At 68.2% G+C, this 19,905-nt stretch carries 22 protein-coding genes; 19 read left to right on the top strand and 3 right to left on the bottom strand.

Features of this window, described 5'->3' with window-relative positions; translation table 11 throughout:
* Window positions 1-179 precede the first annotated feature (179 nt).
* Entirely contained in the window at window positions 180-503 is a 324-nt protein-coding gene (locus DJ019_RS16170) for a DUF1476 domain-containing protein (RefSeq protein ID WP_111277092.1), read from the bottom strand.
* A 234-nt stretch (window positions 504-737) separates the two neighbouring features.
* On the opposite strand from DJ019_RS16170, the gene purC reads away from it, so the two are divergent.
* The 12 genes from purC to ahpF all read left to right on the top strand — a co-directional run bounded on the left by purC (window position 738) and on the right by ahpF (window position 14,191).
* On the top strand, window positions 738-1,493 hold the full coding sequence (gene purC, locus DJ019_RS16165; RefSeq protein ID WP_111277091.1) for a phosphoribosylaminoimidazolesuccinocarboxamide synthase: 756 nt from the start codon (window positions 738-740) through the stop codon (window positions 1,491-1,493).
* Window positions 1,494-1,560: 67 nt separating this feature from the next.
* On the top strand, window positions 1,561-1,800 hold the full coding sequence (purS, locus tag DJ019_RS16160; protein ID WP_111277090.1) for a phosphoribosylformylglycinamidine synthase subunit PurS: 240 nt from the start codon (window positions 1,561-1,563) through the stop codon (window positions 1,798-1,800).
* Window positions 1,797-2,204, top strand: coding sequence for a hypothetical protein (locus DJ019_RS16155; protein WP_111277089.1), 408 nt, complete (start codon window positions 1,797-1,799; stop codon window positions 2,202-2,204). Before purS ends, DJ019_RS16155 begins: the two co-directional genes overlap by 4 nt.
* Before the next feature lie 43 nt (window positions 2,205-2,247).
* Window positions 2,248-2,910, top strand: coding sequence for a phosphoribosylformylglycinamidine synthase subunit PurQ (purQ, locus tag DJ019_RS16150; RefSeq protein WP_111277088.1), 663 nt, complete (start codon window positions 2,248-2,250; stop codon window positions 2,908-2,910).
* Window positions 2,911-3,001: 91 nt separating this feature from the next.
* Window positions 3,002-4,918: a CocE/NonD family hydrolase gene (locus DJ019_RS16145; RefSeq protein ID WP_111277109.1), complete on the top strand. Its 1,917-nt coding sequence runs from the start codon at window positions 3,002-3,004 to the stop codon at window positions 4,916-4,918.
* Between the two features lie 52 nt (window positions 4,919-4,970).
* Window positions 4,971-6,023: a phosphotransferase family protein gene (locus DJ019_RS16140; protein WP_111277087.1), complete on the top strand. Its 1,053-nt coding sequence runs from the start codon at window positions 4,971-4,973 to the stop codon at window positions 6,021-6,023.
* Window positions 6,024-6,025: 2 nt separating this feature from the next.
* Window positions 6,026-6,799: an SDR family NAD(P)-dependent oxidoreductase gene (locus DJ019_RS16135; protein ID WP_111277086.1), complete on the top strand. Its 774-nt coding sequence runs from the start codon at window positions 6,026-6,028 to the stop codon at window positions 6,797-6,799.
* A gap of 139 nt (window positions 6,800-6,938) precedes the next feature.
* Complete coding sequence (locus DJ019_RS16130; protein ID WP_111277085.1) at window positions 6,939-8,375, top strand: spinster family MFS transporter; 1,437 nt, start codon at window positions 6,939-6,941, stop codon at window positions 8,373-8,375.
* 46 nt (window positions 8,376-8,421) lie between these two features.
* The gene (gene purL, locus DJ019_RS16125) at window positions 8,422-10,647 is read left to right on the top strand and encodes a phosphoribosylformylglycinamidine synthase subunit PurL (RefSeq protein ID WP_111277084.1); all 2,226 of its coding nucleotides are present in this window, start codon (window positions 8,422-8,424) and stop codon (window positions 10,645-10,647) included.
* Window positions 10,644-11,828, top strand: a complete 1,185-nt coding sequence (locus DJ019_RS16120; protein WP_111277083.1) for an alanine racemase — start codon at window positions 10,644-10,646, stop codon at window positions 11,826-11,828. Before purL ends, DJ019_RS16120 begins: the two co-directional genes overlap by 4 nt.
* 104 nt (window positions 11,829-11,932) lie before the next feature.
* Complete coding sequence (gene ahpC / locus DJ019_RS16115; protein ID WP_111277082.1) at window positions 11,933-12,496, top strand: alkyl hydroperoxide reductase subunit C; 564 nt, start codon at window positions 11,933-11,935, stop codon at window positions 12,494-12,496.
* Window positions 12,497-12,607: 111 nt separating this feature from the next.
* Window positions 12,608-14,191 carry an alkyl hydroperoxide reductase subunit F gene (gene ahpF / locus DJ019_RS16110; RefSeq protein ID WP_111277081.1) on the top strand — a complete coding sequence of 528 codons (1,584 nt, stop codon included), beginning with the start codon at window positions 12,608-12,610 and terminating at the stop codon, window positions 14,189-14,191.
* Window positions 14,192-14,225: 34 nt separating this feature from the next.
* Here ahpF and DJ019_RS16105 read toward each other — a convergent pair whose 3' ends face one another.
* On the bottom strand, window positions 14,226-14,639 hold the full coding sequence (locus DJ019_RS16105) for a BLUF domain-containing protein (protein ID WP_165844039.1): 414 nt from the start codon (window positions 14,637-14,639) through the stop codon (window positions 14,226-14,228).
* A gap of 130 nt (window positions 14,640-14,769) precedes the next feature.
* Between DJ019_RS16105 and DJ019_RS16100 the strand changes: the two genes are divergently transcribed.
* Window positions 14,770-15,792, top strand: a complete 1,023-nt coding sequence (locus DJ019_RS16100; protein WP_111277079.1) for an NADP-dependent oxidoreductase — start codon at window positions 14,770-14,772, stop codon at window positions 15,790-15,792.
* Here DJ019_RS16100 and DJ019_RS16095 read toward each other — a convergent pair.
* A complete protein-coding gene (locus DJ019_RS16095) occupies window positions 15,789-16,274 on the bottom strand; it encodes a CinA family protein (RefSeq protein ID WP_111277078.1) in 486 nt (161 codons plus the stop codon). The genes DJ019_RS16100 and DJ019_RS16095 overlap by 4 nt on opposite strands.
* Window positions 16,275-16,359: 85 nt before the next feature.
* Here DJ019_RS16095 and DJ019_RS16090 point away from each other — a divergent pair, with 85 nt between their 5' ends.
* From DJ019_RS16090 to DJ019_RS16065, 6 genes are all read left to right on the top strand, one after another.
* On the top strand, window positions 16,360-17,592 hold the full coding sequence (locus DJ019_RS16090) for a serine hydrolase domain-containing protein (protein WP_111277077.1): 1,233 nt from the start codon (window positions 16,360-16,362) through the stop codon (window positions 17,590-17,592).
* A gap of 68 nt (window positions 17,593-17,660) precedes the next feature.
* Complete coding sequence (locus tag DJ019_RS16085) at window positions 17,661-18,143, top strand: hypothetical protein (RefSeq protein WP_111277076.1); 483 nt, start codon at window positions 17,661-17,663, stop codon at window positions 18,141-18,143.
* Window positions 18,140-18,757 carry a LysE family translocator gene (locus tag DJ019_RS16080; protein WP_111277075.1) on the top strand — a complete coding sequence of 206 codons (618 nt, stop codon included), beginning with the start codon at window positions 18,140-18,142 and terminating at the stop codon, window positions 18,755-18,757. The genes DJ019_RS16085 and DJ019_RS16080 overlap by 4 nt, the downstream gene beginning before the upstream one ends.
* A 20-nt stretch (window positions 18,758-18,777) precedes the next feature.
* Window positions 18,778-19,011 carry a BolA/IbaG family iron-sulfur metabolism protein gene (locus tag DJ019_RS16075; protein ID WP_111277074.1) on the top strand — a complete coding sequence of 78 codons (234 nt, stop codon included), beginning with the start codon at window positions 18,778-18,780 and terminating at the stop codon, window positions 19,009-19,011.
* Between the two features lie 83 nt (window positions 19,012-19,094).
* Entirely contained in the window at window positions 19,095-19,436 is a 342-nt protein-coding gene (gene grxD, locus DJ019_RS16070) for a Grx4 family monothiol glutaredoxin (protein ID WP_111277073.1), read from the top strand.
* Complete coding sequence (locus DJ019_RS16065; RefSeq protein WP_111277072.1) at window positions 19,433-19,852, top strand: acyl-CoA thioesterase; 420 nt, start codon at window positions 19,433-19,435, stop codon at window positions 19,850-19,852. The genes grxD and DJ019_RS16065 overlap by 4 nt, the downstream gene beginning before the upstream one ends.
* The last annotated feature ends 53 nt before the right edge of the window (window positions 19,853-19,905 follow it).

Genomic DNA, 19,905 nt, shown 5'->3' with positions numbered 1-19,905 from the left:
GCAACAACGGCTCGATCAGCCGCCACTCCGCCTCGCTCAGATCGTAACGCGCCATACCAAGGCTCCTTTCGGTAGCCTTGAATCAAGCGTCGCCCCACTCAGCAAGGGTTATGAGTACAGACCCTAGGCAGGGGGGCGGGCCTCTCGGGGCCCGCCCATCCTGTGCGGCGGTGGGGAACCTAGTTCCCGGCCTTCACGCTCTCGCGGGCCTGGGCGAGCAACTCGGCCATCTTCATGCGGACCTCGCCCTCGGACACGGCCACGCCGGCGCCCTTGAGGTCCTCGAACACCTTGCGCAGCACGTCCTCGTCGCCCGGCAGTTCGAAGTCGGACTTCACCACGGCCTTGGCGTATTCCTCGATGTGCTGGCCTTCGAGGCCCATCAGGCCGGCCGCCCATTGGCCCAGGGCCCGGTTCCGACGCGCGTGGGCCTTGAATTCCTGCTCCTGGTCGAGGGCGAACTTGCGCTCGAAGCCTTGTTCGCGTTCGTCGAAGGTCGTCATCGGGTCCTAGCGGTAAACATCGTAAAGCGGGCGTTCCCATATCGCGCGCCGACCGGGCCTGCAATGGAAAGCGGCGCCCGTCGGACAGTTTGCGGAACCGGCCCACATTCGCTATTTTTGGGAAGCCTGATAGGGGCGAGAGGTCGAGTCGGAACCCGCGCGCGCGAACTGCACCGCGCGCTTTTTTCGTTTCCCCGACGCGAACAAGTCCTCGCCCATGGAGAAGGCGCCGAGATGACCCGCCGGAAGAAGATCTACGAGGGGAAGGCCAAGATCCTCTACGAAGGTCCCGAGCCTGGAACGCTGATCCAGTACTTCAAGGACGACACCACGGCTTTCGACGCCACCAAGAAGGCGGTGCTCGAGGGCAAGGGCGTCATCAACAATCGCATCAGCGAATACATCATGACGAAGCTGAACTCGATCGGGGTTCAGAACCACTTCATCAAGCGGCTGAACCTGCGCGAACAGCTCATCAAGGAGGTGGAGATCATCCCCCTCGAGGTGGTGTGCCGGAACGTCGCGGCCGGCTCGCTGTCGACCCGCTACGGGATTCCCGAGGGCCAGCCCCTGCCCCGCTCGATCATCGAGTTCTATCTGAAGGACGACAAGCTCCACGACCCGATGGTGTCGGAAGAGCACATCACCGCCTTCAACTGGGCCTCGACCCAGGAGATCGACGACATGATGGCGCTCACCCTGCGGGTGAACGACTTCCTGACCGGCCTGTTTTCCGGCGTCGGCATCACGCTCGTGGACTTCAAGATCGAGTTCGGCCGCATCTACGAGAACGATTTCGCCCGGGTCATCCTGGCCGACGAGATCAGCCCGGACAGCTGCCGGCTCTGGGACTCGATCACCAACGAGAAGCTCGACAAGGACCGGTTCCGCCGCGACCTCGGCAACGTGATCGAGAGCTACACCGAGGTTGCGCGCCGGCTCGGCATCATGAAGGAGATGCCCACCGTGATTCAGGGGGGCCTCCACTAATGCCAAAGACCACCGCTTTGGCGGACGCCACAGTGATCGCGGTCGAAGCTCGGCAACGGGGTAGCGTATGAAAGCCAAGGTTCACGTGTTCCTGAAGCCCGGCGTCCTGGACGTGCAGGGCAAGGCGGTCGAACAGGCCCTCCACGGGCTGGGCTGGAACGGCGTCGAGCACGTCCGCGTCGGCAAGACCATCGAGTTCGACCTCAAGTCGGGCGACAAGGCCGCCGCCGAGGCCGAGGTGAAGGCCATGTGCGAGAAGCTGCTCGCGAACACGGTGATCGAAAGCTACCGGGTGGAGCTGGCGTGAAGACCCCGCTCCCGCTCTGCGGGAGCAAGACGCTTGGAGTCTGGGCGGTTCTCCCCGCCCTGTTGACGCTCGGAGCCTGCGCGAGGCAGGCCGAGACGCCGGTGACCTACCTGGGCGTCGACTGCGCCAGACCCTTCGAGGCCCAGGCGGCGGCGATCGTGGCCCAGCCGGCGCTGGTTCCCGCGCCCGAGGATCCGGCCGAGCCGTACCGCTTCTTCTCCAGCGCCGACGGCAAGACCTCGTACCTGATCACCAAACCAGGCGCGCCTGGTCACCCGGCGATCATGATGCAGCGAGCCCGCGGCTCGGACGTCGTGACCACCGGCTGCCCCTATGGCGACCGCAAGGGCTACGACGAACTCCACGCCTATCTCGACAGCCTCAAGCACTGGACGCGGCGATGACCCCGCTTGACGTCCCGCCTCCCCTCGACCACGTGAGCGTCCCATGAAAGCCGCCGTCATCGTCTTCCCGGGCTCCAACTGCGACCGCGACTGCAAGGTGGCGATCGAACGCTCCACCGGCGCCGCCGTCGACATGGTCTGGCACGGCGACACCGCCTTGCCGGCGGGCATCGACCTGATCGTGCTGCCGGGCGGCTTCTCCTACGGCGACTACCTGCGCTGCGGCGCGATGGCCGCGCTCTCGCCGATCATGGCCGAGGTGAAGGCCGCCGCCGAGCGCGGGGTGGCGACCGTGGGCATTTGCAACGGCTTCCAGGTATTGTGCGAGGCGGGCCTGCTGCCCGGCGCCCTGCTCCGCAACGAGAAGCTGAAGTACGTGTGCAAGCCGGTCGAGCTGGAGGTGACCAACAGCCAGACCCGGTTCACCGCCGGCTATCAGGGCCGCCGGCTGGCGACCATGACCGTGGGCAATGGCGAGGGAAACTTCTTCGCCGACGACGCCACGCTGGACCGCCTCGAGGGCGAAGGGCAGGTGGTCTTCCGCTATCGCGACAATCCCAACGGCTCGGCCCGCGACATCGCGGGGATCATCAACGCCAAGGGCAATGTCCTCGGAATGATGCCCCACCCCGACCGCGCGTTCGAGGCGGAGCTGGGCTCGGCGGACGGCGCCATCCTCTTCCAGAGCGCTCTCGCCAGCGCCTGACGCCGACGTCTCCAGGGGCAGGATATTCTCCTCTGGCGCGGTTCAGCGGACAGGTTCTAAGCTCCCGCCACCAGTTCCGGGGATGAACCTGATGCTCAAAGTGCTGCTTCGCGGCGCGGTCGCCTGCGCCGCCCTCGCCCTCGCCTCCGCGCCGGCCACGGCCCAGCCCACGCCGACCATGACGCCCGACATCGCCACCAAGTTCGAGTGGCCCACCGCGTCGTATGACTACGTGAAGCGGGTCGAGATGATCCCGATGCGCGACGGGGCGAAGCTCTACACCGTCATGATCATCCCGAAGGGCGCCAAGGACGCGCCCATCCTGCTGACCCGCACGCCCTACAACGCCAAGCGCGCCGCCGAGCGATCGCTCTCGCCCCACGCCGCCGCCACCGGCCAGATGGTGGACGAGCCCTTCCTGGCCGACGGCTATATCCGGGTCTACCAGGACGTCCGGGGCAAGTACGGCTCGGAAGGCGACTACGTCCTGAACCGCCCGATTCGCGGCCCGCTCAACGACACCGCGGTCGATCACGTCACCGACGCCTACGACACCATCGACTGGCTGGTGAAGAACCTGAAGGAGTCCAACGGCCGCGTCGGCATCACCGGCTCGTCCTATCCGGGCTTCACCTCGGCCATGGCCCTGATCAATCCGCACCCGGCGCTCAAGGCGGCCGTGCCGCAGAGCCCGATGGTCGACGGCTGGATGGGCGACGACTGGTTCCAGAACGGCGCCTTCCGGATGATCAACTTCGACTGGTTCACCAGCCAGATGACCGAGAAGGGCTCCGGCGACGACATTCCGCGCCAGGCCTTCGACGACTACGACAACTTCCTCCGCGCCGGCTCGGCGGGCGATTACGCCAAGGCCGCCGGCCTCGACCAGATCCCCGCCTGGCGCAAGATCAGCGAGCACCCGACCTACGACGCCTGGTGGCAGGGCCAGGCCCTCGACAAGATCCTCGCCAAGGAGCCGCTGAAGGTGCCGACGCTGTGGGTCGGCGCCCTCTGGGACCAGGAGGACATCTACGGCGCGATCAAGGCCTACCAGGCCACCGAGGCCAAGGACGCCAACAACGACATGAACTTCCTGGCGCTGGGCCCCTGGCGCCACTCGGGCGTCAACTACGAGCAGCGCCAGCTCGGCCCCAATCTCAAGCTTCCGGGCGACACGGCCACCGAGTTCCGGCTGATGGTGATGAAGCCGTTCCTGGACCAGCACCTGAAGACCAACGGCCCCAAGGCCAACATCCCGCCCGTCTTCATCTTCGACAGCGGCCGCATGGGCTGGGACCGACTCCAGAAGTACCCGCAGACCACCGAACTCAAGCCGCTCTACCTCAACCCGGGCCTGGGCCTGTCATTCGACAAGGCCATGGCAAAAGGCGGGCCGATGTTCGAGGAGTACGTCTCCGATCCCGCCAAGCCCGTGCCCTACGTCCGCCGGCCGGTCCGCTGGGACGACCAGGACCAGTGGCGCTTCTGGCTGGTGTCGGACCAGCGCCACGTGGACGGCCGCCCCGACGTCCTGACCTTCGTCACCGAGCCGCTGAAGGCGCCGATGAAGATCTCGGGCGAGCCGATGGTGAACCTCTTCGCCTCCACCAGCGGAACCGACTCGGACTGGGTCGTGAAGCTGATCGACGTCTATCCCGACACGGTCCCGTCGGATCCGCAGATGGGCGGCTACCAGCTTGGCGTCGCCATGGAGATCTTCCGCGGCCGCTACCGCGAGAGCTTCGAGAAGCCCTCGCCCATCCCGGCGAACAAGGTCCAGAAGTACCGCTTTGAGCTGCCGCCCACGAACCACGTGTTCAAGCCGGGGCACCGGATCATGGTGCAGGTCCAGTCGACCTGGTTCCCGCTCTACGACCGCAACCCGCAGACGTACGTGCCGAACATCTTCTTCGCCAAGCCCACGGACTATCGGAAGGCGACCCAGCGCATCTACCTGACCGGCGAGACCGCCTCGTCGATCGAGCTGCCGGTGGTTCCCCTACAGTAGCCTGACGCCGGGTGAATCTTGACCGGGCGGGCCACCGTGGAAGCATTGGGACATGACCGTGACCTCCACCGATCCGCCCGTCCGCGACGTCGTCGAGAAGCACCGCTTCGATGAGGCCAGGCTCCACGCCTGGCTTCGCGAGCGCGTCCCCGAGGTGGGCGGCCGCCTGGACGTGAAGCAGTTCCAGGGCGGGGCCTCGAACCCCACCTTCCTGCTCACGGGCGAGGACGGCGCCCGCTACGTGCTGCGCAAGAAGCCGCCGGGCCAGCTCCTTTCCAGCGCCCACCAGGTGGACCGCGAGTACCGGGCCATGAAGGCGCTGGAAGGCCACATCCCGGTGCCGAAGATGCGGGCGCTGTGTGAGGACGCCGACGTCATCGGGACCGCCTTCTACGTCATGGACTATCTGCAGGGCCGGATCTTCCGCGACGCCAGCCTGCCGGGGATGACGCCGGCCGAGCGGGGCGCGATCTACGACGACCTCAACGCCACCCTCGCCAAGCTGCACAAGGTGGACTTCGAAGCCGTCGGGCTCGGCGACTATGGCCGCCCGGGCAACTACTTCGAACGCCAGGTTGCCCGCTGGACCCGCCAGTACCGCGACGCCGCCACCGATCCGATCCCAGCCATGGACGCCCTGATAGAGAAGCTGCCGGCGCGCATCCCCTCGGACCAGTCCGTCTCCATCGCTCACGGCGACTACCGGCTCGAGAACGTGATGTACCACCCCACCGAACCGCGCATCGTGGCGGTGCTGGACTGGGAGCTCTCGACGATCGGCCATCCGCTGGCCGACATCGCCTACAACGCCTTCATCTGGCGCTCGCATTCGCCAAGCTGGGGAAGCCTGGACGGCGTCGACCTGAAGGCGGCCGGCATCCCGACAGAGGCGGAGTACGTCGCCAAATACTGCGAACGGACCGGACGCAAGGAGATCGAGGACTGGCCGTTCCTCATGGCCTTCTCGATCTTCCGCCTGGCCTCGATCTCCCAGGGCGTCTACGCCCGCACCCTGGCCGGCGTGCTGGCCAGTGAGCGCGAGGCGATCAACGGCTGCCCGCCGCTCGCGGAACAGGCCCTCGCGATCCTGGAAGGACGGGAATAGCCATGCACCTCCAACTCGACGGCAAGGTGATCTTCGTCGCCGGCGGCAGCCGCGGCATCGGGCTGGGCATCGTCGAGGCCTGCCTGGCCGAGGGCGCGAAGCTGGCCATCACCGCCCGGGGCGCCGAGGCGCTGGAGGCGACCCGAGCGCGCCTCGCGGAGGCCTATGGCGAAGACCGCCTGCTCGCCATCGCCGGCGACATGCGCGACACCAAGGTCATCGAAGACGCCGTCGCCCGGACTGAAGACACCTTCGGCCCGATCTTCGGCGCCGTCGCGAACGTCGGCCTGCACCCCTGCCCGCCCGGCTTCGAGGTGGACGACGACACCTGGGACGCGGGATTCACCCAGAACCTCGACAGCGCCTGGCGGCTGGCTCGCGCGTCCCTGCGCCGGATGACCCCGCGAGGCGACGGCTCGGTGCTGCTGATCAGCTCGATCGCCGGCCTTGGGGCTCTGGGGACACCGCTGACCTACGGCACGGCCAAGGCCGGGATGAACCACCTGACCAAGGAGCTCGCCCGGATCGCCGGCGCCAGCGGCGTGCGCGTGAACGCCATCGCCCCCGGCAACATCCTGTTCCCCGGCGGCGACTGGGAGGCCCGGTCCACCGGCCCCCGCGCCGACGCCTGGACCCGCTGGATCAACCGCGAAGTGCCGCTGCGCCGCTTCGGCCGCCCGGACGAGATCGGCTCGGTCGCCGCCTTCCTGATGAGCCCGCTCGCCAGTTTCGTCACCGGCGCTGTCGTGCCCGTCGATGGCGGCCAGACGCGCTGAGGCGGCGGCCTGACCGCATCTTCGGGCATCCAGTTGAGCAACCGGTCGGCAGCGCCACACAGAGTGAACTGGAGAGCGTTGCGTTAGAATCGAACACTGAGTACGGTCCGCGCCCTCCAAGGGGAAGGACCAGCCAAGCATGACCGCCGCCGACAGCCCGACCGCCCAGCAGGACGGCCACATCCACGGCTACGGCACGAAGGGCTATCGCAGCTACGTCCTGACCGCGCTGCTGGTCATCTACATCCTGAACTTCGTCGACCGCGGCTTGCTGTCCGTGGTGGCGCCGCAGATGAAGCCGGAGCTGGGCATCTCCGACACGGCGTTCGGCCTGCTCACCGGATTCGGCTTCGCGCTGCTCTACACCTTCGTCGGCATCCCGCTGGCCCAGTTCGCCGAGACCCGGCACCGGGTCTGGATCATGACCGTCTGCGTCGCGCTGTGGTCCCTGATGACCGCGCTGTGTGGCCTTGCGACGGAGGTCACCATCGGCTCGCTGACCATCGGCGCCTTCTGGATCCTGCTCGCCTGCCGGGTCGGGGTGGGCATCGGCGAGGCTGGCTGCACGCCGCCGGCCAACTCCCTGATCGCGGACTACTATCCGCCGAAGAGCCGCTCCACCGCGCTGGGCTACTACGCCATGGGCGTGACGCTGGGCGGACTGCTGGCGAACCTGATCGGAGGGCCGATCACCGACGCCTTCGGCTGGCGCGCCGCGTTCTTCGTCCTGGGCGTCCCCGGCATCATCGTCGCCGTCGTCCTGAAGATGACCGTCAAGGAGCCTCCGCGCGGCTACACCGACCCGCCCGGCACGGTGCGCAAGGCGCGGCCGAAGTTCGCGGACGGCATGAAGGAACTGGCCTCAAAGCCCTCGTTCTGGACCATGACCGTGGCGGCGACCATCGCGGCGTTCTGCGGCTACGGCATCGCCTCGTTCCAGTCGCTGTTCCTGAACCGCAGCTTCGGCCTCACCGCCGGCGAGGCTGCCCTGATGGTCAATGTGCCGGTGGCGCTGACGGCGGCGGTCGGCACGGTGGCGACAGGCTGGCTGGCGGAGAAGCTGAGCGCCCGCCATCCCACCGCCATCGCGTGGCTGGCCGGCATCGGCCTCACCGCCTCGGTGCCGTTCTACGTCGTGGCGTTCACCACCCATAACCTGTGGCTCTGCCTCGTCGGCCTCGCGCTCGGCAGCGGCATCAAATACGGCTATCTCGCCGCCCAGTACACGATCGGCCAGGGCGTCGTTTCGGCCCAGGTCCGCGCCGTCTCGACGGCCGTGCTGCTCTTCGTGGTGAACCTGCTGGGCTACGGCCTGGGCCCGCTGTTCATCGGCGCGCTGAGCGACGTGATCTTCAACCTGCAGGTGGCCGATCTGGGCGCCGCGGAGCTGACCCGCAAGTCCTGCGAGGGCGCCGCCCGCGCCGCCCTGGCGCTCGCAGACCAGCAGGTCTGCGCCATCGCCCACCCGCAGAGCCTCCAGCGCTCGCTGCTGATCACGGCCGGCCTCTATGCGGTCGGAGGTGGCTTCTTCTTCCTCACCTGCCGCTGGCTGAAGCGCGACATGGTGGCGAAGTAGGCGCAGGCTATCGCGCCCGGCGTAGAGTCCCGCTAGAAGGCCCGCCATGAGCGCCGCCCCTGCCAAGACCATGGCCGAAAAGGCCGCCGAATACGGCCTGAAGCCCGACGAGTACGAGCTGATCGTCAAGCGGCTCAACCGCGAACCGAACGACGTCGAGCTGGGCGTCTTCTCGGTGATGTGGTCCGAGCACTGCTCGTACAAATCCAGCCGAAAGCACCTCGGCAAGTTCCCCACCAAGGGACCGAAGGTGATCTGTGGTCCGGGGGAGAACGCCGGCGTCATCGATATCGGCGACGGGCAGGCCTGCATCTTCAAGATGGAGAGCCACAACCACCCGTCCTACATCGAGCCCTACCAGGGTGCGGCGACGGGCGTCGGCGGCATCATGCGCGACGTCTTCACCATGGGCGCGCGCCCGGTGGCGCTGCTCAACGCCTTGCGTTTCGGCGATCCCAGCCACCCCAAGACCAAGCGGCTCGTCTCCGGCGTCGTCGCCGGGATCGGCGGCTACGGCAACTGCGTCGGCGTGCCGACCGTGGCCGGCGAGACCAACTTCCACCGCGGCTACGACGGCAACATCCTGGTCAACGCCATGTGCGTGGGCCTGGCCGACGCGGACAAGATCTTCTACTCGGCCGCCCCCGCCGCCGGCCTTACCGTCGTCTACTTCGGCTCCAAGACCGGCCGCGACGGCATCCACGGCGCGACCATGGCCTCGGCGGAGTTCAGCGAGGACGCCGAGGAGAAGCGCCCGACCGTGCAGGTCGGCGACCCCTTCGCCGAAAAGCTGCTGATCGAGGCGACGCTGGAGCTGATGGCGTCTGGCGCGGTCGCCGCGATCCAGGACATGGGCGCCGCCGGCCTCACCTCCTCATCGGTCGAGATGGCCGGAAAGGGCGGCGTCGGCATCGAGCTCGACCTCGACGCCGTGCCCCAGCGCGAAGAGGGCATGACCGCCTACGAGATGATGCTGTCGGAGAGTCAGGAGCGCATGCTGGCGATCCTGAAACCCGGCCGCGAGCGCGACGGCCACGCCATCTTCGAGAAGTGGGGTCTGGACGCCGCCATCATCGGCGTCACCACCGACACCGGCCATCTGGTGCTGAGGCACAAGGGCGAGACCGTCGCCGACGTGCCGCTCGCACCGCTGTTCGACGACGCCCCGCTCTATGATCGCCCCTGGGTCGCCCCGAAAGCCCAGCCGCGCCTGACCGCCGCCGATGTGGCGGCGCCCACCGACTGGAAGGCCGCGATCCTGAAGCTGATGTCCTGCCCCGACATGGCGTCGAAGCGCTGGCTCTGGGAGCAGTACGACCGCCACGTCATGGCCGACACGCTCGAGGACTCCGCCACGGGCGCCGACGCCGGCATCGTTCGCGTGCATGGAACCCGGAAGGCGCTGGCGGTCACCTCCGATGTGACGCCGCGCTACGTCCAGAACGATCCCTACGAAGGCGGCAAGCAGGCCGTGGCCGAGGCCTGGCGCAACCTGACCGCCGTGGGGGCCGAGCCCATCGCCATCACCGACAACCTCAACTTTGGCAATCCCGAGCGGCCCGAGATCATGGGCCAGATCGTCCGCGCCATCGAAGGCATGGCGGAGGCCTGCGCGGCTCTCGATTTCCCGGTCGTGAGCGGCAACGTCAGCCTCTACAACGAGACCAACGGCGCCGCCATTCCGCCCACCCCCACGGTCGGGGGCGTGGGCCTGATCGCGGACTACGCGAAGCGGGCGGACTTCTCGAACCTGAAGCCGGGCGAGACCCTGGTCCTGATCGGCGCCACGGAAGGCGAACTCGGGGCGTCCATGTACCTGCGCGAGGTGCTGGGTCGGGAGGACGGCGCGCCGCCGCCGGTCGACCTCGCCCTGGAGCGCAAGACCGGCGACCTGGTCCGCAGCCTTATCGACTCTGGGATCACCCGCACGGTCCACGACCTCTCCGACGGCGGCCTCGTGGCCGCGGCGGTGGAGATGGCCCTCGCCTCGGGCGTCGGCGTGGCGCTGGGCGTGCAGGGCGGTCTGGCCGATCACGCCCTGTTCTTCGGCGAGGACCAGGCCCGCTACCTGATCGCCGTCCCCAGCGACGAACTCGACACCATCGACGCTAAGGCGGCCGAAGCCGGCGTCGACTACCTGGTCGTCGGCGAGGCTGGCGGCGACGAGGTCTCGCTCGTCGGACAGGACGGACCGCTGGCGGCCATCCAACTCGATGAACTGCGCGCCGCGCACGAAGGCTGGATGCCCGCCTTCATGGGCGAACCCGCGTGATCCCCTTGCGCCCGGCCGAAGCCATAAGGCTGGAGCTGGGCGCCCTCGCCGACCGGCCGCACGTGGCGTTCGCCCTGTCGGTGCTCGGGCGGCCGGGTTCGCGGGACCTGATCCCGACCCCAGCCGCGGTGATCGACCTGGACGCCTTCGACCGGAACGTCGCGAAGATGGCCGCGCGCGCCGCCGAGGCCGGCCTCGCCCTGCGGCCGCACGCAAAGTCCCACAAGTGCGCCGCCCTTGCCCGACGACAGATCGACGCCGGCGCCGTCGGCGTCTGCGCCGCCAAGCTGGGCGAGGCCGAAGCGCTCGCCGCCGCAGGCATCGGTCAGATCCTGGTGACCTCGCCTATCGCTGGCGCCGTGAACGCGGCGCGAGCCGCGAGACTGGCCGCCGAACTGCCGGACTTCCGGATCGTCATCGATCATCCCGACGCCGCCGCCGAGCTGGGCGGAGCCGCGGCAGGTCCGATCCAGGTCCTGATCGACATCGACGTCGGCATGGGCCGGACGGGCTGCCACGATCCAGCCCAGGCGGCCGACGTGGCCCGCGCGGTCCTGGCCCAGCCGAATCTGCGCCTTCTGGGCGTCCAGGGCTACGGGGGGAGCTGGCAGCACATGCCCGGCGCCAATGGGCGGGCCGCCGCCGTCGCCGAAGGCATGAAGGCGCTGACGGCGGCGATCGCCGCGATCCGCGACGCGGGCGGCGCGGTCGATGTCGTCACCGGCGGCGGCACCGGCACCTTCGCCGCCGATGCGGCCCAGGGCGTCCTCAACGAGGTCCAACCAGGGTCCTACGCCTTCATGGACAGGGAGTATCGCGACGCCCTGGGGTCAGATCCCGACGGCGCCTTCGAACAGTCGGTGACGATCGTGTCCACCGTGATCAGCACGAACCACCCCCGGTGGGTCACCCTGGACGCGGGCCTGAAGGCCTTCTCGACCGAAGGGCCGGCACCCGCGCCACTGACGGAGAAGTTCGCCGACTGCGCCTACCGGTTCTTCGGCGACGAGCATGGCATGCTGGCGCGCCCGCAGGGTCAATCGGCGGTTCGTGGCGAGCGCATCTCCCTGGCGCCCGGACACATCGACCCGACGCTCGACCGCTACGATATCCTGCATCTCGCAAGCGGCGACGCCCTGGTCGACATCCTGCGGGTGGAAGCCCGTGGAGCGTCCCAGTAGGCGCAGGCGTCATAGGCTCAACCTATCGTGAACTAGTGGCAAAATCGATTTTTCTTTTGCCCTGAGACCCCGTACATGACCCCGACCTCAATCGGGAGTGCACCATGTCTCTGATCAACACCACCATCCTGCCGTTCACCGCCCAGGCCTACAAGGAAGGCAAGTTCCTGTCGGTCAGCGACGCCGACCTGAAGGGCAAGTGGTCGGTGGTCTTCTTCTATCCGGCGGACTTCACCTTCGTGTGCCCGACCGAGCTGGAAGACCTGGCCGACAACTACGCTGAATTCCAGAAGCTGGGCGTCGAGATCTACTCGGTCTCCACCGACACCCACTTCTCGCACAAGGCCTGGGCCGACACGTCCCCGGCCATCGGCAAGATCAAGTACACGATGATCGGCGACCCGGCCGGCGTGGTGACCAACAACTTCGGCGTGATGCGCGCGGGCCAGGGCCTGGCCGACCGCGGCACCTTCCTGGTCGACCCGGACGGCGTCATCCAGTTCATGGAAGTGACCGCCGAGGGCATCGGCCGCAACGCCGCCGAGCTCCTGCGCAAGGTCAAGGCCGCCCAGTACGTCCGCAACCATCCGGGCGAAGTCTGCCCGGCCAAGTGGGAAGAGGGTGAGAAGACCCTCGCCCCGTCGCTCGACCTGGTCGGCAAGATCTAAGCCGACGCACGGCCCGATCCGGCGCCGCCTCCGCGGCGGCGCCGGCCTCTTCCGGATCCTTCCCCAGGTCCGGCCAGTTCCTCCTCCCCGCGCTTTCCCCGGAGCCGCTCCATGCTGGACGCCAGCCTCAAGGCCCAACTGAAGGGCTATCTCGCGAACATCACCCAGCCGGTCGAGCTGGTGGCCTCGCTCGACGACGGCCCGAAGTCGCGTGAGCTCGGCGAACTTCTCGACCAGATCGCGGAAGTGTCCGACGGGAAGGTCACAGTGACCCGGGGCGCCGACGCCCGCACGCCCTCGTTCGCCATCGTCCGTAAGGGATCCGACGTTTCGGTCCGCTTCGCCGGCATTCCGCTGGGCCACGAGTTCACCTCGCTCGTCCTGGCGCTGCTGCAGGTCGGCGGTCACCCGCCCCGCGTGGAGCCCGAGGTCATCGAGCAGATCCGCGGCCTGGAGGGCGACTTTCAGTTCGAGACCTATTTCTCGCTCTCGTGCCAGAACTGTCCCGACGTGGTGCAGGCGCTGAACGTGATGAGCGTCATCAACCCGCGCATCCGGCACGTGTCGATCGACGGAGCGCTGTTCCAGGACGAAGTCGAGCAGCGCAAGGTGATGGCGGTGCCGACCGTGCTCCTGAACGGCGAGCCCTTCGCCCAAGGCCGCATGACCGTCGAGCAGATCCTCGCCAAGCTGGACACCGGCGCGGTGGCCCGTGCGGCCGAGAAGATCAAGGCGAAGGACGCCTTCGACGTGCTGGTGATCGGCGGCGGTCCAGCCGGCGCCGCCGCGGCCATCTACGCCGCCCGCAAGGGCATCCGGACCGGCCTTGCGGCCGAGCGCTTCGGCGGCCAGGTGCTGGACACCATGGCCATCGAGAACTTCATCTCGGTGCCGCACACCGAAGGCCCGAAGCTGGCCGCCGGCCTGGAGCAGCACGTCAAGGACTACGACGTCGACGTGATGAACCTGCAGAAGGCGGCCAAGCTGATCCCCGCCAGGACCGAGGGCGGCCTGATCGAGGTGCAGCTCGAGAACGGCGCCAGCCTGAAGTCGAAGACCGTCATCCTCGCCACCGGCGCCCGCTGGCGGCAGATGAACGTCCCCGGCGAGGACGAGTACCGCAACAAGGGCGTGGCCTACTGCCCGCACTGCGACGGACCGCTGTTCAAGGGCAAGCGCGTGGCGGTGATCGGCGGCGGCAACTCGGGCGTCGAGGCGGCCATCGACCTCGCGGGCATCGTCGCGCACGTGACGCTGATCGAGTTCGACAGCCAGCTCCGCGCCGACGCGGTGCTGCAGCGCAAGCTGGCCAGCCTGCCGAACGTGGCGATCGTGACGTCGGCGCTCACCACCGAGGTGCACGGCGACGGCGAAAAGGTCACCGGCCTCACCTACAAGGATCGGAACAGCGACGCCGTCCACCGCGTCGACCTGGAAGGGATCTTCGTCCAGATCGGCCTGGTGCCGAACACCGAATGGCTGAAGGGCTCGGTCGCTCTGAGCCCGCGCGGCGAGATCGAGACCGACTTCCGGGGCGCCACCTCGATCCCCGGCGTCTTCGCGGGCGGCGACGCGACGACCACGCCCTACAAGCAGATCGTCATCGCCATGGGCGAAGGCTCCAAGGCGGCCTTGTCGGCCTTCGATTATCTGATCCGCCTGCCGGCCGCCGACGCCGAGCAGGCCGCCGCCTGAACGGACTGATCCGGGCGTGTGCAGCGCGTCCGGATCAGCGCATCCAAGCTCGGAAACACGCCAGGAAAGGCTCCAGGTCCTTGCGGTGTTGCGGGCCGACCGTGAGCTCGAGCGCGCGCAGGCTCCGGCAGAACGCGCGGTGCTCGGCGCCGATCTCTTCCGGCTTGGCCAGCGCCATCGTCCAGTCGGGAAACATCCGCTCGGTGTTGGGTTCGCGAAAGACCTCGACTATGCCCCCATGGCGGGGATCGTCGCGGATGGCCTCGTAGAATGACAACAGCTGATGCGGGTCGCCCTCCAGGAACTGGAGATAGCTGCCATCGTAGTGGCAGAGCATTCCGGTGACGCCCCTCGCCGCGTTGTTCTTCTGGGAGATCGAGACGATCGCTTCGAGCGCCTGCGTATCAGGCACGAGCTTGGACGAACTCAGGTAGGCAATGCAGATCAACGGTAGCTCCGGCGACACCTCCCCCCGGAGAAAATACCATTGGTGGCGATGGCGGGGCGCGGGGCTATCACCCAAAATGGTGACGGGCTTTGAGACTTTTCGGCGCCTCGCGCGTCGCTAGAGTAGTCCAATGAACCGCTATTGGACCCTGGCCAAACGCCCCCCTCCGCCCTGGCCCGACGCCGACACCTTCGAGATCCGAGGGGCGCCGATCCCGAGCCCAGGACCCGGGCAGGCGCTGACCCGCACGATCTATGTCAGCCTCGACCCCTATCAGTGGGGCTACAAGCGCCGGGGCGTGGAGCCCGAGGGCGCGCCCTGTCACGCCCGCACGGTCGCCCAGGTGGTGGAGAGCCGGATCGACGGCCTGTCTCCCGGCGACTTCGTCTTCTGCACCAACGGCTGGGCTGAATACGGCCTGATGGGCGAAGGCGTGCCGCGGCCCGGGTACATGGTTCCGCGCAAGCTGGATCCGGCGCAGGGGCGGATCTCGCAGGCCGTCGGCGTCCTGGGCATGCTGGGGCTGACCGCCTACGCCGGCATGATCCTGCAATGCGATCCGCGGGCCGGCGACACGGTGGTGGTTTCAGCGGCCTCGGGCGGCGTGGGCCAGATCGCCGGCCAACTCGCCCGGATGCGCGGCGCCCGCGTGGTCGGCATCGCGGGCCATCCCGACAAGTGCCGCTACGTCGTGGAAGAGCTGGGCTTCAACGCCTGCGTCTCCCATCTGAGCCCGACCTTCGCCGACGACCTGACGGCCGCCTGCCCGACCGGCGTGGACGTCTATTTCGAGAACGTCGGCGGCCCGGTCTTCCAGGCCGTCCTGCCGCTGTTCAACCCCGGCGCCCGGATGACGATCTGCGGCCTGATCTCCCACTACGGCGACGAGGGCGGCGATGCGGGCGCCGCCGAGCGGGCGGCCGCGGAGGCCCGCGGCGTCCACGTCCAGAACCTGTTCGTCGGCAACTATGTGGAGAGCCACCACGACGCCTTCCTGGCTGAGGTGGCGCCGTGGGTCGCGTCCGGCGAGGTCCGCTACCGCGAGGACATCCGCGAGGGATTCGAGGCCATCCCGGCCGCCTTCGCCGACATGCTCAAGGGCGCGAACTTCGGGAAGACGCTGGTCCGGATCGCGCCGGACCCGACGCTCTAGGCCCCCGCCACGGCCCGCCGGAACAGGTCGAGCGCCGCGGCCGCGAATGCGCGCATGTTGGCGCTGCGATCACTCGAGCCCGTTTCGAGCGTCAGTACGGCTTCGACCGGTCCGGAGATGGCCACGCAGGTGTGCCCTGGCGCATCGCCATAGGGGTTACCCGTCGGGCCGGCGGCGCCGGTTTCCGATACGCCCCAGGTCGCGCCGTAGCGTTCGACGGCGTTGCGCGCGAGCAGCAGGGCGTAGGGTTCGCTGGACGAGCGCATGCCCGTGAGCGCCTCCTTCGGGATGTCGGTCAGCAGCACCCGCGCCTTCGGCGTGTAGACCACCGCGCCGCCGAGGTAGTAGGCGCTGGCGCCAGGCACGCTGAGCAGCGCCGCCGAGATCAGCCCCCCGGCCGAACTCTCGTTCACCGCCACCTTCTCGCCGCGCGCCTTGAGCGCCTCGCCGACCTCGGCCGCCAGGGCCTCCAGCTCGTCCATACCGTTCCTTCCGCTTGGCGCCACGCCCGTTCGGCGTCCATCATGCCGCCATTCGCGCCAAGAACCATACTTCGGGAGGATTTGAATGGACGCCCAGTCTCAGTGGACCGGCCTCGACGCCGGGCGCCTGGAGCGCATCACCGACCACCTGGAGCGCCACTACATCGCCTCCGGCCGGATCACGGGCTGCCAGGTGGCGGTCGCCCGGCACGGCCACATGGCCTACTTCAAGTCGTTCGGACAGATGGACCGCGAGCGCGGCAAGCCGACCCGCGACGACACGATCTACCGCATCTATTCCATGACCAAGCCGATCGCCTCGGTGGCGCTGATGACCCTGTTCGAGCAGGGCCATTTCCAGCTCAACGACCCGGTGCACCGTTTCGTGCCGTCGTGGCGGAACCATCGAGTCTGGATCTCGGGTGAAGGCGAGGCGATGGAGACCGAGCGGCCGCAACGGCCGGTCACCTTCCGCGACGTGCTCAGCCACACCGCCGGCTTCACCTACGGCGGCGGCCTGCCGGGCGTCGGCATCCAGCATCCGATCGACAAAGTCTATCGCGCGCTGAAGGTGCGCTCGGTGGGCGGATCGGACACCATGATGGAATTCATGGACAAGATGGGCCAGGTGCCCCTGCGCTATCAGCCCGGCCAGGCCTGGATGTATTCCCTCGCCACCGACGTGGTGGGCGCCCTGGTCGAGATCATCTCCGGCAAGCCGCTCGCCCAGTATCTCTCGGAGACGATCTTCGAGCCCCTCGGCATGAAGGACACCGCCTTCTGGGTGGCCCCGGAGAAGAAGGAGCGGTTCGCCGCCAACTACCAGCGCGGCGCTGACAAGCAGCTCAAGCTGATCGACGATCCCGAGACCTCGGACTTTACGCGCGAGCCCGGCTTCAAGTCGGGCGGCGGAGGTCTGACCGGGACCAGCGCCGACTACATGCGCTTCTGCGAGATGCTGCGCCGGGGCGGCGAGCTCGACGGCCACAGGGTGCTGGGCCCGCGAACCATCGAACTGATGCACATGAACCACCTGCCCGGCGGCAAGACCCTGACCGACCTCGCCATCGGCGCCTTCTCGGAGACGGCCTATGACGGCGTCGGCTTTGGCCTGGGCTTCGCCTCGACCCTCGGCCAGGTGGAGTCGGGCGGCTACGGCCAGGGCGACTACTACTGGGGCGGCGCGGCCTCGACGATCTTCTGGGTGGATCCGAAGGAGGACCTCTCGGTCGTGTTCATGACCCAGCTCATGCCCTCGGCCACCTTCAACTTCCGCGGCCAGCTCAAGAACATCATCTATTCGGCGATCATCGACTGACCGCTGCTGCCACACGGCTGTCAGCAGGCTGTCGCTAAGCCTGTCCCTCGATGCGGGAGGGACAGGCCATGGCCTACGACACAGTGCATGACGACGGACGGCGGGACTTCCATTTTCTCTATGGCCGCTGGTCGGTGCAGCATCGGCGACTGAAGGCGCGTGGCGCGGGTTGCGATGAGTGGGACGTCTTCGCCGGCGCCAGTTTCACGCAGGGCCTCATGGGCGGCCTGGTGAATGTCGAGGACAACGACTTCCCCGAGCTCCGCGCCCAGGGCGTGGCGATCCGCACCTTCGACATCGAGAACCGGCGGTGGTCGATCTACTGGGTCAGCAGCGCCTCGGGCCTTTTGCAGGCTCCCGTGCATGGCCGGTTCGAGGATGGGATTGGCCTGTTCCATGGCGAGGATCTGGACGGCGACCGGCCCGTGAAGGTCGCCTATCGGTGGGACGGAATCACGGGATCCACGGCGCGCTGGAGCCAGGCCTTCTCCTATGACGACGGCGAGACGTGGGAGACCAACTGGACCATGGACTTCACGCGGACAGCATGACCGAGCACGTCGTTTCCCTGGCCTCCCTGTTCCTGCTGACGCTGGCAACGTCGGTCGTGCCGGGGCCCAGCAACTTCCTCACGATGCGTATCGCCATGCGCCGGGGCCGCGGGCCCGCCGTCGCCACCGCGTTCGGCGCGACACTGGGGGTTCTGATCTGGTGCGTGGCGGCGCTGGTGGGCCTTGCGGCTCTGCTGGCCGCCGCGCCCTGGCTCTACAAGGCCATGCGGATCGCCGGCGGGCTCTATCTGGTCTGGTTCGCCGTCGCGCTCTGGCGGTCGAGGCCTGAGCCGGCCCTCACCGAGCCCCCGCCGGGCGCCGCGAAGGCCGCCTTCGCCCAGGGCTTGGCGATCTGCCTGACCAACCCGAAGTCGGTGCTGTTCTTCGCCAGCGTGTTCTCGGCCTACGTGGGGCCGGATACTCCCGATTGGCTCCACTTCGCGGCCGTCCTGGTCGTCACGATCACCTGCCTCATCTGGCAGGCGGGACTGGCGCTGGCCTTTTCCGCCGCCCGCGCCGCCCAGGCCTATGCGCGCGCCCAGAAGCCGCTGGACCGCGGGGCCGCCGGCCTCATGGGCCTCTTCGGCCTCAGCCTGCTCTGGACGTCCGGCTGACACGCGCCTAAGTCGGCGCCATGCCGATGTCCCAGCCCGACCTGGAAGCCGCCCTCCGCGAGGGGTTCCCCGACGCCGAGATCGAGGTGCACGACCTCGCCGGCGACGGCGACCACTACAAGGCCCGGATCGTCTCCGCCGCCTTCCAAGGCCTGCCCCGCGTTCGCCAGCACCAGCTCGTGTACGCGGCGCTGAAGGGCAAGATGGGCGGCGAGTTGCATGCCCTGGCCCTGGAGACGTCCGCGCCAGCCTGACGCGGCTCCCCAGCGACGCTTGACCCTCGGGGCCGCCGTCCCTAGCTCTTGCCCGAACATTCCGCGCCGAAAGGGCGACACCCATGTCCGAAGCCGCCGCCAATCCCGTTCACGACTGGATCGCCAAGTCCGTCGCCGAGAACCCCGTGATCCTCTTCATGAAGGGCGAGCCGGAACAGCCCCGCTGCGGCTTCTCGGCCGTGACGGTGCAGATCCTCGACCACCTGGGCGTCGAATTCGTCGGCGTCGACGTGCTGCAGAGCGACGCGCTGCGCGAAGGCATCAAGTCGTTTTCCGACTGGCCGACCATCCCGCAGCTCTACGTGAAGGGCGAGTTCGTCGGCGGCTGCGACATCGTCCGCGAGATGTTCCAGTCAGGCGAGCTCAAGACCCTGCTGTCGGAAAAGGGCCTGCTGGAAGCGTGACCAGGCTGCTCGAACCGCCGGAGGGCCGGCAGGTCTTCCGGCTGACGTTCGAGCCGACGCCCGCGGATATCGACGACAACGGCCACGTGAACAACGTGGTCTACCTGCGCTGGGCGCAGGACATGGGCGTCGCCCACTGGCGCAGCCGCGCGCCCGCCGACGCCCAGGCGACCTGGGCCTGGGTCGCGCTTCGCCATGAGATCGACTACCGGCGCGAGCTCAAGCTGGGCGAGATCGCCCAGGGCCGGACCTGGGTGGCCGAAGCTCCCCAGGGCCCCCGGTTCGACCGCTTCATCCGGATCGACGGCCCGGACGGCGCCATGTGCGCCCAGATCCGGACGACCTGGGTGCTGATCGAGCAGGCGACCGGCCGGCCCCGCCGCGTACCCGACTGGATCCCAGCCCTACTGACATGATCGAGGCTGAACCTTCCTGACCTGTCTCCGTTTGGCCCGGGGGCGAGCAGCGA

This window comes from Phenylobacterium kunshanense (assembly GCF_003254525.1).
GTDB lineage: Bacteria > Pseudomonadota > Alphaproteobacteria > Caulobacterales > Caulobacteraceae > Phenylobacterium > Phenylobacterium kunshanense.
This window is presented reverse-complemented; position numbering and strand designations above follow the sequence as displayed.